Consider the following 16,811-nt stretch of genomic DNA (forward strand, 5'->3'; position numbering starts at 1 on the left):
TGACCGGCATTTGTCCGGCAGGAGAGGAATATGTCCCATCAATCCCTTACAGATGCCCGCCAGCGCTACCATCCCAGCCTGTTCCGCAGCTTTTTCCAGGGCAGTTTTCCCTGCTCCACTGCCTGCCGTACGCCAGGGAAACGGCTGGATATGGTGATCAGCAGCGGACACGATATGCTGCTGGAAAAAGATTATGCCGCACTGGCTGAGCAGCATCTGCATACCGCCCGTGACGGTGCGCGCTGGCATCTGATTGAAAAGATTCCAGGTCAGTATGACTGGCAGAGCTTTCTGCCCATGATTGACGCCGCACGACGTCAGCAGATGGAGATCATCTGGGAGCTGGCGCACTTCGGTTATCCCGATCATCTTAATATCTGGAAAGCCGAATTTGTTGATCACTTTAGCCGGTTCGCCCGCGCAATGGCGCAACTGATGTGCGACCAGGGCATTGAACGCCCCTTCTTTACGCCGGTGAATCAAATATCATTCTGGTCATGGGCTGGTGCAGATGTCGCCTGGTTTAATCCTCATGCGGCGCAGCGTGGTAAAGAGCTGAAGCGCCAGTTGGTCCGCGCCTCGCTGGCAGCCATTCATGCCATTCGCGACATCTATCCGGAGGCACGTTTTGTCCTGACCGACCCGCTGGTTCAGATTGCCCATCATCCCGATAACCCGGACAGCAAACCCTATGCCGATGCACAGCATCAGGCGCAGTTCGAAGCCTGGGATATGCTGGCCGGTCGCGTTGATAAGGAGTTAGGCGGCAGTGAAGATTGCCTGGATATTCTCGGCCTGAACTACTATCCCGACAACCACTGGTTTTTCCCCGATCAACCGATGTCACAGGATGATCCGGTGCGCGAGCCGCTGCATATTATGCTGGCGCAGTGCTGGCAGCGCTACCAGCGGCCGATGCTGATTGCCGAAACCGGCGCAGAAGGTGACGCACGTGCGCCCTGGCTGCAGGAAATCAGTGAAAATGTGGCGGTGGCGCTGGATCAGGGCATTGCGGTGGAGGGTATTTCGCTCTATCCGGTGGTGGAATATCCCGCCTGGGCCGATGACCGGCGGTCGCCAGGTCCGCTGCTGGGACTCGCCGATCCTAATGGCAACCGAAACCTGCATGAGGCGTTAGCGCTGGTGTTGCGCAGTCAGCAGATTAAGTTTGCGACGCGTAATCAGACATGCTCAGACGGTAGCTTTTTGGGGTGACACGACTGAACGTCGAGCGTGGGGTCGGCAGGATGACGAACGTCGGTCAGCCAGACCATCGTAAACAGGAACGTCACTCCGATCAGGCAGGCAGCCAGTAAACCGATAATTGCGATTAATTTATCATCTCCGGAGTCCATCGCCTTCTCCTTATTCAGTCCGTTGGAGCCCCTGTGTGCGTCAGCTCATCCAGAGCGTAATCATCAGCACAAAGATTATAAGCGTTACCGAGGTCACCGCAAGCACCACTATCGCAAAGTGCGCATCGTCAAGTGACTGGCGAATTGGCTCATCGTGATCGTCGGGCGGCAAGGGCAAAGACATAACTATCCTGTAAAAAATAGGGGGGCGCCGGACGTGATGCGGCAGGTGACAGTGTAAATGAAAGGCGGATTATCGTCCGGTTCTTTCGTCCGGAAAATAAACCGGCTCGTGAAATCATGGAACCCGAGCCTGTCAGTCGACCTGTGAGTAAGCGAGTTTCATCCCTGCACTCTTTTCGTTATCGGTGTGAAGCCGGCGTTCGTTGGGTTGCTCCCGCTGGTGTTAAAGAGTGCGTGCCTGAAAGCCTTTATAAGCGCCGCATCAGGCTTTCACAGTAGAAGTTTATTCTGCGGTTCAGCAATAGCGGGTCATCTGATTTGTCGGCAATTTGCTGGCAATCTTTATACTCAAAACGTCTGCCGACAGATCATGGCAACCGCGCGCACATTACTGAGCGGCCAGGGCAATTACGGTGTGGCAGCGGGAGTCCAGCCACCGCCCAGCGCGCGGTAGAGGTCGATCTGCGCCAGCAGCAGATTATTTTTAACCGTCACCCGATTGAGCTGGGTTGAAAACAGAGTTCGCTGGGCATCCAGTTCATCAAGATAAGAGGCGTACCCGTTCTGATAGCGATTGCGGGCAATGCGCAGCGCCTCCGTTACATAGGCCTCCTGCTTTTGCAGCTCCTGAAGTTGTGCCTCACGCTGCCTGATAGCGTCTATCGCATCGTTAACTTCCGAGAAGGCGTTGCGCACCACTTTTTCATAGCCATAAAGTGCCTGATTGCGTGTCGCCATGGAGACATCCACCTGCGCCGTCAGCGCTTCACGGTTCAGCAGCGGTGCGAGGATGCTGCCCCCCACGCTCCACAACCGGAACGGGTCATCCGCCAGCTGATGTAGCACCGAACTCTGCAGGGTGCCGGTGGCGGTGAGGTTCAGACCAGGCAACAGCTTCGCCCGCGACGATGCCAGGCTCCCATCTGCGGCCAGTAACTGACGCTGTGCCTGCACAATGTCCGGACGGCGATTGAGCAGCTCTGAGGGCAGCAGTGACGGCATCTGCTGCGGTAAGATCTGGTCGAACTGCTGACGACGGGCGATGCTGCGCGGATTCATGCCCACCAGAATGCTTAGCGCATTCTCCTGCTGGGTGATCTGATGCTGCAGCTGCGGCATCTGCGCTCTGGCTGACTGATATTCCGAGGCGGCCTGCATCCACTCCAGTCTGGAGGTATAGCCGGTTTCAAACTGACGCTGTGCCAGCTTCAGCGAATTGTTGCGGGTCGCCAGCGTCGCCTCCGTCACCCGCAACTGCTCATCCAGCGCACAGAGGTTAAGATATCCTGACGCCACCGAACTGGCGATGGTCAGCTCGGCCGCAGATGCGGCGGCCTGCTGCGCCGCTAAAGTCGCCTGTGCGGCCGAAATGCTACTGCTGCGCGCTCCCCAGAGATCGACCTCATAGTTCGCCTGTAATAAGCCCTGAAAAACATCAGTTTCATACGGCTGGCCCGTCACTGATGAGAGCGTACGTTCGCGGGTCGCAGCAACCCCGGCGCTCAGAGTCGGAAAGTTATCGCCCTGCGTGGCGCGTAGCTGAGCACGATACTGATCAACGCGGGATCGCGCTGTGAGAATATCGGGATTATTGCGCAACGCCTGCGTCACCAGCCGGTTGAGGTATTCATCATGAAACGCGCGCCACCACTCTGCTTCCGGCGCAGCCGCTGGCCCGACACTGTTGCGCCAGGCTTCGGGGATCGGCAGAGAGGCCGGTGCCTTTTCAACCTGCGTGGCGCAGCCTGTCAGTGCCAGCGTCAGCGCGCTGACCAGTAAGCCGCGTCGTATCATGGCGCGGCCTCAGCAGTGGGCTGAGCAGCGGTGTCGATGTTAACTTCGACCGACATCCCCGGACGCAACTGATGCATATCCTGATCGTGGATGCGGATGCGAACCGGAATACGCTGTGCGATTTTAACGAAGTTGCCGGTAGCGTTGTCGGGCGAAATGGCGCTGAACTCCGAACCGGCGGCCGGTGAGATAAATTCCACCTGCCCGTTAAAGCGTTTGCCATCCAGTGCATCGACCCGAATTGTCACCGGCAGGCCGGGACGAATATGGGCCAGCTGGGTCTCTTTCAGATTCGCGATAATCCATTTGTGATTCGGGACCACCGAGGTCAGGCGCGTACCTGCCGTGACATAGGCACCGGTGCGAACCGACAGCTGACCGAGCTGGCCATCATCGGGCGCGGTAATGCGGGTATTTGCCAGATCGATCTCCGCCAGCTCCAGCGCAGCGCGTGCGCTGTCGACATCGCCTTCCAGCGCATCACGGTTAACGATGACGGTTTGCAGATTCTGCTGGGCGACGGCGATCTGCGCCGCAGCCTGACGTACCTGCGCCTGCGCCTGGGCGTCTGCGGCTCGGGCGGCGTCGCGCTCACGCACTGACAGCGATCCATCTGCCGTAAGATTTTCAACGCGCTTCAGGTCAAAGCCGCTTTTCAGCGCCTGGGCTTTAGCATTCTCCAGCGCCGCTTTGTTGCTCTGGATAGTAGCTTCGGCACTGCGCCGCTGCTGCAGATTATTGTTGAGTGCCGCCTGCTTCATCGCCAGCTGCGCCTGCGCCTGATGCACCCGCTGGCGATAGATACGGTCGTCAATCGTCATCAGCAGCTGCCCTTTTTTCACCGGCTGCAGGTCAATCACTTCTACCGAAGTGAGATAGCCATTAACCTGCGGGCTGATAAAGGTGACCTGACCGCGCACATAGGCGTTTTCGGTACTTTGTATAGCGCTGGTGAAGGGCCAGAGTTGCCAGGCGTAGAGAATAACCAGTACGCCAATCACCACAATGCCGCTGCCTGCGGCAATAGAAAGAATACGGCGGCGATTCGCGCGCTCGCGTTCCGCCGCCTGAAGCTCATCCTGCTGACTCATTGTTTCTCCGTTGATTCCTGTAACGCGGCCAGCTGTTGCTGCTCACGCAGGTTAAATTGCGCCTGACGCCAGTCAAGATAGCGACGTCGGGTTAAACGCCAGATCACCCACATCAGCGTAATCAACGCCAGTGCCGCGGTTAACAAATAAGTGTCGTTCCAGGCGAGCACATTGGCCTGCAGCGTGGCAACCGTCTGTAACTGGCTGGTGCTCTGCGCACTGCGCAGAACGTCGTCACCCACCAGCGAATTAAACAGCGCATTGTACTGGCTGAGTCGCTCGGTAACATTGGGATCGAGCAATGAGAGCTGATCGCCCAGCAGGCTGGAGTGATATTTTTCCCGCCAGACCTGAAACGTGCCCAGAATCGCCGAGCCGATCAGCCCGCCCAGGTTCTGACTCATGCCAAACAGCACCACAAAGCTCACCAGATTTTTCGGCTGCGTAACCACGCTGCCAATGCCCATCAGCATGGCGGGTGCCATGAAAAAAGCGCTGCTGAAACCCAGCAGAAACTGGCTGAAATACATCTCGGGGCCACGGGTCAGCGGACTGGATTGCGCATCCATCAGTGAGGCGATAATCATCACCAGCAGCGAGGTGACAATTGGCCAGTTAAGATGTGCAGGCTTGATGGTCAGCGCACTGGCAGCAATGCCCGCGATAACCCCGGCCATGATTGCCAATGCCAGACCGCGCATCTGATCGTTCTGCAGGCCGATTTGCTGCAAAAAGCCGACCGCACCGGTGTTCTGTTCCGCCAGCACAATACGGATCATGATCATCACAATGCCCAGCCGCACCATCATGCCGCTGCTGAGCCAGCGGGTATTAATCAGCGGGTTGCGCCGGTTATGCTCAATGACGATCGCCGCGACAATTAGCGTCAGGGCAATCGCGGTACAGATACCGAGCCAGGGCGTGGTAAACCACCACTCAATACGCCCCAGCGTCAATACACCGCACAACAGCGCCATGCCGGGCGCCAGCAGGATAAAGGTGACGAAGTCCATCTTCTCAAAAGTTTTAATGCGATCGCCCGGAGGCAGTTTCACCAGCAGGACCCCACCGAGCGCAATCAGCGCCAGACCGAGTTCAAACAGATAGAGACCGCGCCACTCGTTGAGCTGCAGTAGTTCCGACGAGAATAAGCGGGCCAGCGGGATAGCCAGCTGCGAGACCGTCAGGCCTATCACCAGCGCTTTCAGCCTGTGTTTCGCGGGCCAGGCCTGTACCTGGTAGTAAATACCCAGCGAGCTGAGCGCCGCAGCCACCATACCATGGGCCGTGCGCACAACGATCGCCGAGCTGAGGTCGTTGGCGAACAGATGAAAGAACGCCACCAGCACATAGAGCACCAGAAACGCTTCGGTAAAGACACGCAGGCCAAACTGCTGACGGAACTTCACCAGCAGCAGGTTGATCGAGATATTACCCATTACGTAGACCGCAGGCAGCCAGGCAATCTCATTCGACCAGGCCCCAAAGGTGCCCTGCAGATTAACCAGATTTGCCGTGACCAGCGCGTTACTTAGCGCACCAGTCAACGAGATCAGTAAGCCGATCAGACCAAACGCCAGACGTTTTGGCATCGGATGCAGCGGGGTCGAGGGCGAACCCGGCAGCATCGGTTTTTCATGCGGCAACCACTCGCGGACAGCGTAGGGATTTCGCTTTGCCACTGCTACATACTTCCCATACGGCTCAGCAGTTGTTGCAGTACACGTTCGGTGACGGCCAGATCCTGCGGATCAATATCGGCCAGCATTTCAGTACGGAGTGCATCAGCTTCGGTTTTCACTTTAGCAAACGCTTCGTTGCCCTTTTCGGTCAGCACCAGGTGGCGTTTACGACGATCTTCCGGCGGTTGTACCCGCGTCAGCAGTGACTGTTTGACCAGCCGATCCACCAGCGGCACCATGCTGGCATCTTCCAGCCCCAGCAACTGAGCCAGTTCGGTCTGGGTCATGCGTTGCGGTTCGCTGGCAATCAGCCCGATAGCCATCCAGCTGCTCATGCTTAAGCCGCTATCTTTGAGGTGACGATCCACCGCCAGCCGCCAGGCATGAGCGGTCAGATGCAGTAAATGGGTAAAGGTACGCGTGTGCTGAGACAAATGTTAGCAGCCTAATAGTAAGAGTTCTAATTGAGTGGAAGCGTTATTATACGCAAAGCGAAACACGATTGAAAAGCGTCCGGCCTGTTAAAAATTAGTGGATCGCGGCAGAATGTCCAGAGGCCGCAACCGGGAGCCAGACAACATGCAACAGGCATCAGCAAACTGGATCGATCTGCATCGCGACGCCGTCAGTGGTATCGAGGCTCTGCGCGCCCATTTTACCGGTCACGCCTATGATCCGCACTGGCACGACAGTTATCTGATTGGCGTGACCGAGCAAGGTGTACAGCAGTTTCATTCGCGACGCAAACAGCATCAGAGTCGTCCCGGAACGGTCTTTATGCTGGAGCCGGAGGAGCTGCATGATGGGGATGCCATCAATGACAGCGGTTTCACCTACCGGATGCTCTATCTTTCTCCACAGCAGATTGCCCGCCACCTCGCCCCTGATCAGGCTGATGCCCCCTCACCGCGTGAGCTGCGGTTTGCCGCCACGCTGCGCGATGACCGCCCGCTGGCGTATGCCGTCTGGCACGCATTTGATGCGCTGTGGCACAACCATCCTGCCATCATCAAAGAGGCAGCGATGGACCGGATGTTTGGTCAGCTCACCCCGCACCGGCATTGGTCACTGCCCGCACAGCCCATAGACAAAGATGCCCGGCTGGCGCTGCAGGCGCGTGACTGGCTGATTGCCCATCATGCGGATAATCCCGGGGTAGCGCAGATGGCACAGCATCTTCAGACAGATCGCTTCCGGCTGTCGCGCCTGTTTCAGACGCACTGGGGTTTGCCGCCCCACGCCTGGCTGGTGCAGTGGCGACTGAGCCAGGCACGACGCCAGCTGGCGCAGGGCCAGCCTGTCGCCGATGTAGCCGCTGCGCTGGGTTTCGCCGATCAGAGTCATCTGGGCCGCTGGTTTAAGCGCGCCTGCCAGCTCTCCCCCGCCCGTTATCAGCACGCCTGCACAAATCTTCCAGACCTGGGTTAAGCCACTTGCCACAATGCGTTTTTTCAGACAGGAGAAGCGCTATGCAGGACAAACGATGTGTAATGATACTCAATGCCGCTCTGCCGCCAGGCAAAGCAACCAACGCCGCCGCCGTAATCGCCTTAACCCTGGGACAGCGTCATCCGATGCTGGTTGGCAACGCGCTGACGGACGCAGAGATGCGCCCTTCTCCCGGTTTGATTACTACCGGCATTCCGGTCCTGGCCGCCACCGACGAACAGCTCAGTGTTTTGCGGGAACAGTGCGAACAGGCGGAGTACGATCTGGTGCTGTTTCCCGAAGCGGGTCAGAGCACCACCGATTATCAGGCGCTGGGTGACGTACTACGGCAACAACTGCGTCAGCATTGGCGTCTGTCTGGACTTGCTATCGTTGGCGATAAGAAAGCGCTGCGAAAGCTGACGGCAAAACTGGCGCTTTTCAGTTAGTTTTTCAACAGGAAGCAGACTGCTGTTTCCCTTGACTCTCCCATTCCATCAGCCGGCCCCGTCGTTTGTATAGGTTATTTGTACAGATTTTGATTCGGATTAATCCTTATAAGCGACTGATAAGTGAATAATAGCACTTTTTATCAAAGGTTCTGATTGTACAAATTACCCTTCATTGTATAAGTTTACTGCCATGAGTTGTCATGCGACTCTGTAACGAATGATGCACTTGCGTCGCCTCTGAAGGTGTCAGTGGATTTCCACCTTCAGAGGTTATTTTTTATCTGTTCAGTCTTTGCAGCTGGCACCATCGCATCTGTCCATGTGATGGTTTTTTTGATCGATTTTGTCCTGACATCCGAACCGGAATCGGGCTGTTCTGAAGGGCTTACACATGCAAACTATTCTTCCCCGGACCAATCAGGAAATTGCTGATTACTTTAATCCTGCTGCCAATAAGCCAGCCAGCGAGATGGAAATGCTGGGTATCCTTGTTGCAGAAATTTTGCAGTCAGGCATGCCAGTGAGTAATAAAGCCATTATCTCAAAGCTTATTCACCGGCTGGAACTGGAAAGCGACAGGGAGATGCTGGACATCTACCGGCAGCTGCTTGACCTGGTAGTCCATAAAACCCCGGACGATTTTTCACTGTAATCGCGACTCCATGGAGGGAGTCATACCCCTTTTTCTGGCATCTTCGCCAGTCGCCCGGTACTATCTGCCCTTACCATTATCCAAATCTTCCCGCCCCTCGTGCGGGAGCAAAACAACTAAAGAGCCTGCAAAACTTTATGACCCAAACCAATGATGTTGCCGCGACCAACGTTGTGGCGGGCGATGTCAGTGTGGGGCGCGTTCTGCGTTCGCCTGCGCTGCTGACCCGCGAATGCCTGGCCGGTGTGATTACCGCGCTGGCACTGATCCCTGAAGTGATCTCCTTTTCCGTTATTGCTGGCGTTGACCCTAAAGTCAGCCTGGTCGCCTCGGTGGTGCTCTGCCTGACGCTGTCGATACTGGGCGGACGCCCGGCAATGGTCACGGCAGCGGCAGGTTCTGTGGCGCTGGTTATCGGGCCGATGGTCCATCTGCACGGTGTTGAATATATTTTGCCGGCAGTGGTGATGGGCGGTGTCATTCAGATTCTGTTTGGCGTCGTCGGTCTGGCGCGCATGATGCGCTATATCCCCCGCTCGGTCATGCTGGGATTTGTGAATGCGCTCGGCGTGCTGATTTTCTTTGCTCAGGTGCCGCACGTCTGGGGGCAGTCATCACTGGTGTGGATCTTCTTTGCCGTCACCCTGGCTATCGTGCTGCTGTTACCGCACCTGTTAAAGAGTATTCCTTCTCCTCTGGTCGCCATTGTTGTGGTGACTGCGGTCGCACTGTTAATGGGCTATCGCATGCCGAACGTGGGCGACGAAGGGCCAATGAGCCCCGGCCTGCCCGGTTTTAACAGTCTGCTGGTGCCGCTCAACCTGCAGACCCTGCAGATTATCTGGCCCACCGCACTGAGCATCGCCTTTGTCGGACTGATGGAATCACTGCTGACCGCCAAACTGGTCGATGATCTGACCGATACCCCCTCCAGTAAGCGACGTGAAGCCTGGGGCCTTGGGGTAGCAAATATCTTTGCCGGTTTTTATGGCGGCATTGCCGGGTGCGCGATGATAGGGCAGACGATTGTTAACGTTGAGCTGGGCCGGGCGCGTAGCCGTGTCTCCACCGTAGCCGCCGGTCTGGTGCTGCTGTTACTGGTGACCGGCCTCAGCCGGATTATGGCGCAAATCCCGATGGTGGTGCTGGCTGGGATCATGATGGTGGTGGCGGTGAAAACCGTTAACTGGCATAGCCTGCAGCCCGCTACCCTGAAACGTATGCCGTGGTCAGAGACGCTGATTATGGTGCTGACGGTGGCAGTGACGGTCTGGACAGGGAATCTGGCGCTGGGCGTGCTGGCTGGGGTGCTCCTCGCGATGCTGCTCTTTGCCCGCCGTATTGCCCACGTTATTCATGCGGAACGCCAGCTGAGCGACGATGGCAGGTCAGTGCGCTATGTGGTGCGTGGTCCACTGTTCTTTGCCAGCAGCAACGATCTGTTTGAGCATTTCGATTATGCACATGACCCGAAAAAGGTGACGATCGATTTAACCCACGCACAAATCTGGGATGCATCCAGCGTTGCGGCACTGGATGGCATTGAGTATCGCTATCAGCGTTATGGTGCAGAGGTGACCATTGAGGGGCTGGATCCACGCAGTACTGATTTCCATCAGCGCCTGACCGGTAATTTCGGATAAGAGGGTGTGTTCTGCTGCCTCTCAGGCAGCAGAATTTACTCAGCCTGTTGTCGGCGCGCCCGATAACGGCCCACCATCGTAATCAACGCCTGATAGATTAAACCGGCGTAGAGACTTGTCAGAATCGCCAGACCAGGCTCCTTGCCCTGCTGCTGCCATGACATAAACCACATGAATACGCCCCACAGTACAGAGAACACCAGCCAGCCGCGGACGAACTTCATAATGCCATTCATAACGACTCCTCTTAAATAAAGCGCTACCTTAGCGTGCTCCTGCCCGTAATGCATTTCCGGCTTGCAGGAGTTGAGAGGCGTTTCAAATAATCACCCTTAATTTACGCAACGTTGTGGGCGCTCAACGCTGACTGCGCGATTTTTTGGCGATTCTCTATACTTTACGTTCCGCTTACCTGATCAGGGAATTACGATGAAACGTACGGCTTATCTGTTATCGACGCTGGCTATTCTTGCTACTCTCACCGCCTGTGCACCGCCACCGCCGGGCAGAGATGCCCCACCACCCCCACCGCCAGGCGGACAGCAGCCAGTGGGTGCACCGGGCGGTGTCGGCCCGGCAGGACAGCCGCAGGCGTAATGCTCTTTAGCCAGCCTGCCTCGCAGGCTGGCTAGTGCCGGAAGGCGCAGCCGCAGGCTGACATCTCACCCGGAATGACTTTGCCAGAATGAGAATGACGCTGCTGTAATTGCCCCTCTTCACCGCTGTTTTCTGCCTGCTGCCCCAGCCAGCGATCTAACGCCCGGCCAATGAGCTGTCTGATGTCAGGTGACCAGCTGGTCAGATGCCAGGTCGGACTGCGGGCTTCCTCACTGTCGCCGAATCCAGCCACCGCCAGATGCGTACCCTGACCAAAATCGCGTACTGCCTGTATCGCACCAAACGCCAGCAGATCGCTTTCACAGAAAAGTGCCTGAATGCGCTCAGCGGCACGGGTTTTTTTCAGATACTGCATCATCGCCTGATAAGCGCCGTCACGGTCGTCAGCGCCAGCAGTCAGTTCTGCATCCAGCGTCATGCCCGCCGCCTGTAATGTGGTGCAGTAGCTCTGCTTCTGCGCCATGTCACCGGGCTGACTCTGCAAAAAGCCAAACCGCTGATGCCCCTGCGCGAGCAGTAACGCTGCGGTTACTTCGCCCGCCCGTAGCGCATCCGCCTGCCATTCAGGTTCTGCGTCAATCTCCAGCACCGGCAGATTGCAGGCACTGATAGCCTTGTTTCCGGGCAACAGCAGCAACCCCCGCAGCGCAAGGGGTGTCGCCTGCTGGATGAGTGCGGTCAGTGCCACGTCGGTTTCGGCATTCAGCAGCACGGTGATAACCCCGCGCGCATTGAGCTGGCGCGTTACCTCATCCAGCATTTTTTGTTGGCAGGGGTTGAGCAGCTGGCTGGCGACAACGCCGATAATCGGGGGTAAAGCCGGTTCCGTTAAAACAGGAATAGAAGGTGAACTCATTGGCGTTAACTTCTCTGAGACGACAAACAATCCCCCACTTTACGGTAAGCAAGGGTGTTACAACAGGTTACATAGTTCGATGCAGGCCGCAAAAATGAGTGAAATCAGATGTAACTGGGTTTGCGGAGGCAGAGCAGCGGGGGTTAAGAAGAGGCGAGAGATGGACCGGGCAGCAGGAATTGAACCCGCATCGTCAACCCATTAAGAGTTGCAGTAATACCTTTATACCATGCCCGAAAGTTTGCCAGGAAAGCGCACTGTGTAAACAAGGTTAGTACTCCTTTCAGAACTGACAAGCGCAAGCGGCGTGTATATTCAGCAATCGCGGCATAATCCCATAAACAAGGCACGGGCACCTGCAGACATTGATTATTCCGCTAACCTTAAATTTCAGGCAGCCTGTCCCGGCCGGGACATATGGCCAACACAACACAGAGGTCAAGACTATGCCTTCAGGACAATTCTACGTGGTTGATCAGCCCGAACTGAGCTTTACCGCCAACTATCGTCTGGATAGGGTCAATGATAAACCCTTTGCCTCGCGAATGGTTCTGGAGATCCAGAAGCAGTCACAGCCAACAGATGCATTCGATGCAATCAGCATCGGGCATGAAGTGACCTTTGTTTCATCCAGTGGAGAGGCGCAACGAATGGTGCTGGTAAGTGATACGGATGATGAACTGGTGTTCAGCTCCCGCGGCTGACGGCGGTTAATACCGCCAGTCGGATGGTTTCGTCGCCGTCATGCCAGATAACAGGCACAAAAAAACCGCCCTTGGGCGGTTACGACATTACTGCATATTACTTTGTTTTATTCGTTTTTCTGCGCCAGAAATATGGTGCCCGGGGCGGGACTTGAACCCGCACAGCCTTACAGCCGAGGGATTTTAAATCCCTTGTGTCTACCGATTTCACCACCCGGGCAGGGTGTAACTGGAGGCGCGTCCCGGAGTCGAACCGAGGTACACGGATTTGCAATCCGCTGCATAGCCACTCTGCCAACGCGCCTTAAACTGATGTGCCGTCAGGTTAACCTGACCTGCGAATCTGGAGCGGGAAACGAGACTCGAACTCGCGACCCCGACCTTGGCAAGGTCGTGCTCTACCAACTGAGCTATTCCCGCAATTTTCAGCAATTTCGTCGAACCTGCTGATTTCATTTATCTTCTGGCAGCCTGGCTGCCGCTCGATGCGTTGCATTCTACTTAGATGACGCAATGAGTCAATAAAATTATCCTTACAGCGTGTCCGTTTGCTGCTTTTTAAATCGTATCGATCACGGTTCGAGCAGATCGCCGCGCGCGGCGCTTAAATACTGGAACATAGACCAGAAAGTCAGCACGGCAGCAATGTATAACGCGACTACGCCCACCGCGACAACGGTGGCATCAGGACGCCACAACAAGGCAAACAGAGAGAACATTTGTGCGGTGGTTTTCACTTTACCAATCCAGGAAACCGACACGCTGCTGCGTTTGCCAATCTCCGCCATCCATTCACGCAGCGCAGAGATAATGATTTCGCGGGCAATCATGGTGGCTGCAGGCAGCGTGATCCACCACGCGTGGAAATATTCCGCCACCAGTACCAGCGCAATCGCCACCATCACTTTATCCGCTACCGGATCGAGAAAGGCACCAAAGCGCGTCGTCTGTTTCCAGCGGCGCGCCAGAAAACCATCAAACCAGTCGGTGATGGCAGCAAAAACGAAAATCAGTGCGGTAGCCAGCGGTGCCCAGGTGAACGGCAGATAGAAAGCCAGCACAAAGAACGGGATGAGCACGACTCGAAACAGGGTGAGACACGTCGGGATGTTTAATTGCATATGCCGGTAACTGTCTGGATATAGGTAAAATTTAGCCTATGTTCCTACATTGCCCCCCCCGTTTCAATGCTAGTGTTTCAACGAGTAGTATATTTTTTCTGCCAGCGCGTGGGAGATACCGGGTACATTGGCGATCTCCTCTACCGACGCATTCATCAGCGGTTGCAGGCCCCCCATGTACTTAAGCAGTTGCTGACGCCGTTTAGGCCCTACCCCTTCAATGCTTTCCAGTGCGCTGGTGTTCTTTACTTTGGCTCGTTTTTTACGATGACCTGAAATGGCATGATTGTGAGCGTCATCACGAATGTGCTGAATCACATGCAGTGCTGGCGCATCCGGTGGCAGCGAAACGCCCTCACCTTCCGCTTCAAAGAACAGCGTTTCCAGTCCGGCTTTACGGTCGCTGCCTTTCGCAACGCCGAGTAAAATGGGCCGGTTTTTGTCCCAGGGCACATCCAGCTCCGCGAAAACCTGCTTTGCCTGAGAGAGCTGGCCTTTACCGCCATCGATCAGAATCACATCCGGGATTTTATCTTCTTCAATCGCCTTACCATACCGGCGTCGTAACACCTGATTCATGGCAGCGTAATCATCGCCCGGCGTAATGCCGGTAATGTTATAGCGACGATAGTCAGCACGGAGCGGACCGTTCTGGTCAAACACCACACAGGAGGCGATGGTCTGCTCACCCATGGTGTGGCTGATATCGAAACACTCCATGCGCGTGATCCGGTCGAGCTCAAGAAACTCTGCCAGTGCCATCAACCGCTGATGAATCGTGGAGTGCTGCGACAGACGCGTGGTTAATGCCGTCGCGGCGTTGGTGCGCGCCAGCTTAAGATAACGGGCGCGATCGCCACGCGGCTTGCTCTGGATATTCACGCGGCGTCCCGCCAGTGCACTGAGCGACTCCGCCAGCAATTCGCGCTCCGGCAAGGTAAAGTCCAGCAGAATATCACCCGGCAGCGTCCGTGCCTCGCTGCCCTGCAGATAGAACTGCCCGACAAAAGTCTGAACCACCTCGGCAAGATCGGTATCCACCGGCACTTTCGGGAAGTAGCTACGGCTGCCCAACACTTTGCCCTGACGGATAAACAGCACGTGAAGACAGGCCATACCCGCTTCATAAGCTACACCCATCACATCCAGGTCATCCCCCTGATTGGAGACAAACTGCTTTTCGGTGATGCGGCGCACGGCCTGAATCTGATCGCGCAGTCGTGCCGCCTCTTCGAAGCGCAGGCCAATGCTCGCCTCTTCCATGCGTTTGACCAGCTGATTGAGAACCTGATCGTCTTTACCGGCTAAAAACAGGCGTACGTAATCAGTCTGCTGCGCATACTCCTCTTCACTGACCAGACCCGCGACACAGGGACCAAGACAGCGACCAATCTGATATTGCAGACAGGGCCGGGAGCGATTGCGGTAGACGCTGTTTTCACACTGGCGAATAGGAAAAACTTTTTGCAGCAGGCCCAGCGTTTCACGCACCGCATAGCCGTTGGGGAACGGGCCAAAGTATTCGCCTTTGGCATGCTTTGCGCCACGGTGCATCGCCAGCCGCGGATGGGTATCACTGCTAAGAAAAATGTAGGGATACGATTTATCATCGCGCAGCAGTACGTTGTAGCGCGGCTGATAGAGCTTGATGTAGTTATGCTCAAGCAGCAGCGCTTCGGTTTCGGTGTGGGTAACGGTGACATCGATGTGCTGGATATTGCTGACCAGCGCTTCGGTTTTGCGGCTGCCGACCTGGGTGCGGAAGTAGCTGGTGAGACGCTTCTTCAGGTCTTTGGCTTTGCCCACATAGATGACGGTGCCTGAGGCGTCATACATGCGGTAAACACCGGGTTTGCTGGTTACCGTACTCAGAAAGGCTTTGGAATCAAAAACGTCATTCACTACTGATTAACGGCTCCGCATTATAGAGGCCATGTCGAATGGCCAGATGCGTTAACTCTACGTCGCCACTGATATTCAGCTTACTGAACATTCGGTAGCGGTAGCTGTTAACGGTTTTAGGACTGAGATTTAACTGCTCGGAAATTTCCGTCACCTTTTGTCCTCGGGTGATCATCAGCATAATCTGCAATTCCCTTTCCGACAAACAGCTAAAGGGCGATTCCGCTTTTTGCGGCTCAATCTGGCTCAGCGCCATCTGCTGAGCAATGTCTGACGCGATGTAACGCTGACCAGCATTCACCGAGCGAATCGCATTAATCACTTCCTGTGGCGCAGCACCTTTACTGAGGTAGCCTGCTGCACCCGCCTGCATCACTTTAGCAGGCAGCGGATTTTCCGTGTGGATGGTCAGCATGATAATTTTGATATCGGGATTATAACGCACGATTTTGCGCGTCGCCTCCAGTCCGCCGATCCCCGGCATGTTCATGTCCATGAGGATCACATCAACCTGACTGGCACGGCACCATCTGGCGGCATCCTCACCACAGTTGACCTCTCCGACCACGGCCAGACCTTTCACATCCTCCAGGATGCGACGGATACCCGCGCGGACAAGTTCATGGTCATCAACAAGAAGCACACTGATCAACGGGGAAACTCCAGAGGCTAAAAAAGAAGAAGTAATTCACGATTTCAGGCGTCAATCATACCCGCTTTTACCTCAAAAGCACATCAACAAAGCAAAACAGTGTAAGCATTACATGATTGCTGCTAGGTCCATCCTGAAGAGATTCAGGGACGGTTATGCATTGTGTCCAGATGGCGAAATAACCGTTAAATGATAGTTTTTTCAGTGTATTAAGACCGTATCGCTTCAGGGTTCAGTGCCGTGCATCCTCGCGGCTGCTGAGCCGATGAAGCCTGTGATTACTTTCAGCGATTGATTAGTTGTACTGGACAAACCCGTCTTTCAGGGCGAAGCGGAGCGGCCGTCTCAGCAACTTACCGCCCCTGTGATATACTCACGCACTGCTGTTCGGACAGATTGCCGACACGTTGTCATTCACCAAGGAGAAACGCATGAGCGATGAAGATTTTGCAACTTCCCAGGAAGCCCGGAAATTAGCGGATGAAATCGCGGGCCTGAAGATGATGATTACCCTGATTCTCAAAGGTATGGGACAGGCTGATGCCGGAAAAGTGATTATTAACATGGAACGCTATGTGCAGACGCTGGGCGACAAGCCTCAGGCGGAAGTGTTCAGCAATACCATCAAACAGATCAAAACAGCCTACCGTCAGTAAGCTTTTTTGCCCCCGGTAGCGG

At 55.6% G+C, this 16,811-nt stretch carries 19 protein-coding genes and 4 tRNA genes; 8 read left to right on the plus strand and 15 right to left on the minus strand.

All coding sequences use genetic code 11. The features are described from left to right. Positions 1-30 precede the first annotated feature (30 nt). Entirely contained in the window at positions 31-1,215 is a 1,185-nt protein-coding gene (locus ACTJKZ_RS07375) for a beta-glucosidase (protein WP_253421569.1), read from the plus strand. On the opposite strand, the gene ACTJKZ_RS07380 is transcribed toward ACTJKZ_RS07375, so the two are convergent. The 6 genes from ACTJKZ_RS07380 to ACTJKZ_RS07405 all read right to left on the minus strand — a co-directional run bounded on the left by ACTJKZ_RS07380 (position 1,182) and on the right by ACTJKZ_RS07405 (position 6,539). Further along, positions 1,182-1,355, minus strand: a complete 174-nt coding sequence (locus ACTJKZ_RS07380; RefSeq protein ID WP_253421566.1) for a hypothetical protein — start codon at positions 1,353-1,355, stop codon at positions 1,182-1,184. The two genes, ACTJKZ_RS07375 and ACTJKZ_RS07380, sit on opposite strands and share 34 nt — an antisense overlap. A gap of 40 nt (positions 1,356-1,395) precedes the next feature. After that, positions 1,396-1,539: a hypothetical protein gene (locus ACTJKZ_RS07385; protein WP_010246429.1), complete on the minus strand. Its 144-nt coding sequence runs from the start codon at positions 1,537-1,539 to the stop codon at positions 1,396-1,398. A 407-nt stretch (positions 1,540-1,946) separates the two neighbouring features. Further along, positions 1,947-3,332, minus strand: coding sequence for an efflux transporter outer membrane subunit (locus ACTJKZ_RS07390; RefSeq protein ID WP_202604933.1), 1,386 nt, complete (start codon positions 3,330-3,332; stop codon positions 1,947-1,949). Further along, positions 3,329-4,423: an HlyD family secretion protein gene (locus tag ACTJKZ_RS07395; RefSeq protein ID WP_161733829.1), complete on the minus strand. Its 1,095-nt coding sequence runs from the start codon at positions 4,421-4,423 to the stop codon at positions 3,329-3,331. Before ACTJKZ_RS07395 ends, ACTJKZ_RS07390 begins: the two co-directional genes overlap by 4 nt. Next, positions 4,420-6,105, minus strand: a complete 1,686-nt coding sequence (locus tag ACTJKZ_RS07400; protein ID WP_161733831.1) for an MFS transporter — start codon at positions 6,103-6,105, stop codon at positions 4,420-4,422. The genes ACTJKZ_RS07395 and ACTJKZ_RS07400 overlap by 4 nt, the downstream gene beginning before the upstream one ends. A 2-nt stretch (positions 6,106-6,107) precedes the next feature. Further along, a complete protein-coding gene (locus ACTJKZ_RS07405; RefSeq protein WP_013357394.1) occupies positions 6,108-6,539 on the minus strand; it encodes a MarR family winged helix-turn-helix transcriptional regulator in 432 nt (143 codons plus the stop codon). Between the two features lie 145 nt (positions 6,540-6,684). On the opposite strand from ACTJKZ_RS07405, the gene ACTJKZ_RS07410 reads away from it, so the two are divergent. The 4 genes from ACTJKZ_RS07410 (at position 6,685) to ACTJKZ_RS07425 (ending at position 10,280) form a co-directional block, all read left to right on the plus strand. Then, positions 6,685-7,533, plus strand: coding sequence for an AraC family transcriptional regulator (locus tag ACTJKZ_RS07410; protein WP_440829415.1), 849 nt, complete (start codon positions 6,685-6,687; stop codon positions 7,531-7,533). A 41-nt stretch (positions 7,534-7,574) separates the two neighbouring features. Continuing rightward, the gene (locus tag ACTJKZ_RS07415) at positions 7,575-7,982 is read left to right on the plus strand and encodes a DUF2000 domain-containing protein (RefSeq protein ID WP_161733835.1); all 408 of its coding nucleotides are present in this window, start codon (positions 7,575-7,577) and stop codon (positions 7,980-7,982) included. Positions 7,983-8,376: 394 nt separating this feature from the next. Then, positions 8,377-8,637: a biofilm/acid-resistance regulator YmgB/AriR gene (locus ACTJKZ_RS07420; protein WP_161733837.1), complete on the plus strand. Its 261-nt coding sequence runs from the start codon at positions 8,377-8,379 to the stop codon at positions 8,635-8,637. A gap of 137 nt (positions 8,638-8,774) precedes the next feature. Next, on the plus strand, positions 8,775-10,280 hold the full coding sequence (locus ACTJKZ_RS07425) for a SulP family inorganic anion transporter (RefSeq protein WP_440829416.1): 1,506 nt from the start codon (positions 8,775-8,777) through the stop codon (positions 10,278-10,280). 35 nt (positions 10,281-10,315) lie between these two features. Here the strand turns inward: ACTJKZ_RS07425 and ACTJKZ_RS07430 are convergent, their stop codons facing one another. Next, entirely contained in the window at positions 10,316-10,516 is a 201-nt protein-coding gene (locus ACTJKZ_RS07430; RefSeq protein ID WP_161733841.1) for a DUF6404 family protein, read from the minus strand. A gap of 193 nt (positions 10,517-10,709) precedes the next feature. Between ACTJKZ_RS07430 and ACTJKZ_RS07435 the strand changes: the two genes are divergently transcribed. Continuing rightward, positions 10,710-10,877 carry a hypothetical protein gene (locus tag ACTJKZ_RS07435; RefSeq protein WP_202604934.1) on the plus strand — a complete coding sequence of 56 codons (168 nt, stop codon included), beginning with the start codon at positions 10,710-10,712 and terminating at the stop codon, positions 10,875-10,877. Positions 10,878-10,908: 31 nt separating this feature from the next. Here ACTJKZ_RS07435 and ACTJKZ_RS07440 read toward each other — a convergent pair whose 3' ends face one another. Both ACTJKZ_RS07440 and ACTJKZ_RS07445 read right to left on the minus strand, forming a co-directional pair. After that, positions 10,909-11,754 carry a substrate-binding domain-containing protein gene (locus ACTJKZ_RS07440; RefSeq protein WP_161733843.1) on the minus strand — a complete coding sequence of 282 codons (846 nt, stop codon included), beginning with the start codon at positions 11,752-11,754 and terminating at the stop codon, positions 10,909-10,911. Between the two features lie 161 nt (positions 11,755-11,915). Further along, positions 11,916-11,991, minus strand: a tRNA-Lys gene (locus tag ACTJKZ_RS07445). Between the two features lie 209 nt (positions 11,992-12,200). On the opposite strand from ACTJKZ_RS07445, the gene ACTJKZ_RS07450 reads away from it, so the two are divergent. Further along, entirely contained in the window at positions 12,201-12,458 is a 258-nt protein-coding gene (locus ACTJKZ_RS07450) for a hypothetical protein (RefSeq protein ID WP_033732209.1), read from the plus strand. A gap of 133 nt (positions 12,459-12,591) precedes the next feature. Here ACTJKZ_RS07450 and ACTJKZ_RS07455 read toward each other — a convergent pair. From ACTJKZ_RS07455 to uvrY, 6 genes are all read right to left on the minus strand, one after another. Next, positions 12,592-12,678 (minus strand) — tRNA-Leu (locus ACTJKZ_RS07455). Between the two features lie 10 nt (positions 12,679-12,688). After that, a tRNA-Cys gene (locus ACTJKZ_RS07460) sits at positions 12,689-12,762 on the minus strand. A 40-nt stretch (positions 12,763-12,802) separates the two neighbouring features. Continuing rightward, a tRNA-Gly gene (locus tag ACTJKZ_RS07465) sits at positions 12,803-12,878 on the minus strand. Positions 12,879-13,030: 152 nt separating this feature from the next. Then, complete coding sequence (gene pgsA, locus ACTJKZ_RS07470) at positions 13,031-13,579, minus strand: CDP-diacylglycerol--glycerol-3-phosphate 3-phosphatidyltransferase (RefSeq protein WP_013357385.1); 549 nt, start codon at positions 13,577-13,579, stop codon at positions 13,031-13,033. A gap of 69 nt (positions 13,580-13,648) precedes the next feature. Further along, positions 13,649-15,481, minus strand: a complete 1,833-nt coding sequence (gene uvrC, locus ACTJKZ_RS07475; protein ID WP_161733847.1) for an excinuclease ABC subunit UvrC — start codon at positions 15,479-15,481, stop codon at positions 13,649-13,651. Continuing rightward, positions 15,474-16,133: a UvrY/SirA/GacA family response regulator transcription factor gene (uvrY, locus tag ACTJKZ_RS07480; RefSeq protein ID WP_440829417.1), complete on the minus strand. Its 660-nt coding sequence runs from the start codon at positions 16,131-16,133 to the stop codon at positions 15,474-15,476. The genes uvrC and uvrY overlap by 8 nt, the downstream gene beginning before the upstream one ends. Before the next feature lie 431 nt (positions 16,134-16,564). Here uvrY and ACTJKZ_RS07485 point away from each other — a divergent pair, with 431 nt between their 5' ends. Continuing rightward, positions 16,565-16,789, plus strand: a complete 225-nt coding sequence (locus ACTJKZ_RS07485) for a DUF2594 family protein (RefSeq protein WP_003849983.1) — start codon at positions 16,565-16,567, stop codon at positions 16,787-16,789. Positions 16,790-16,811 lie beyond the last annotated feature (22 nt).

The sequence above is a fragment of the Pantoea sp. 22096 genome (assembly GCF_052045955.1).
GTDB lineage: Bacteria > Pseudomonadota > Gammaproteobacteria > Enterobacterales > Enterobacteriaceae > Pantoea > Pantoea alfalfae.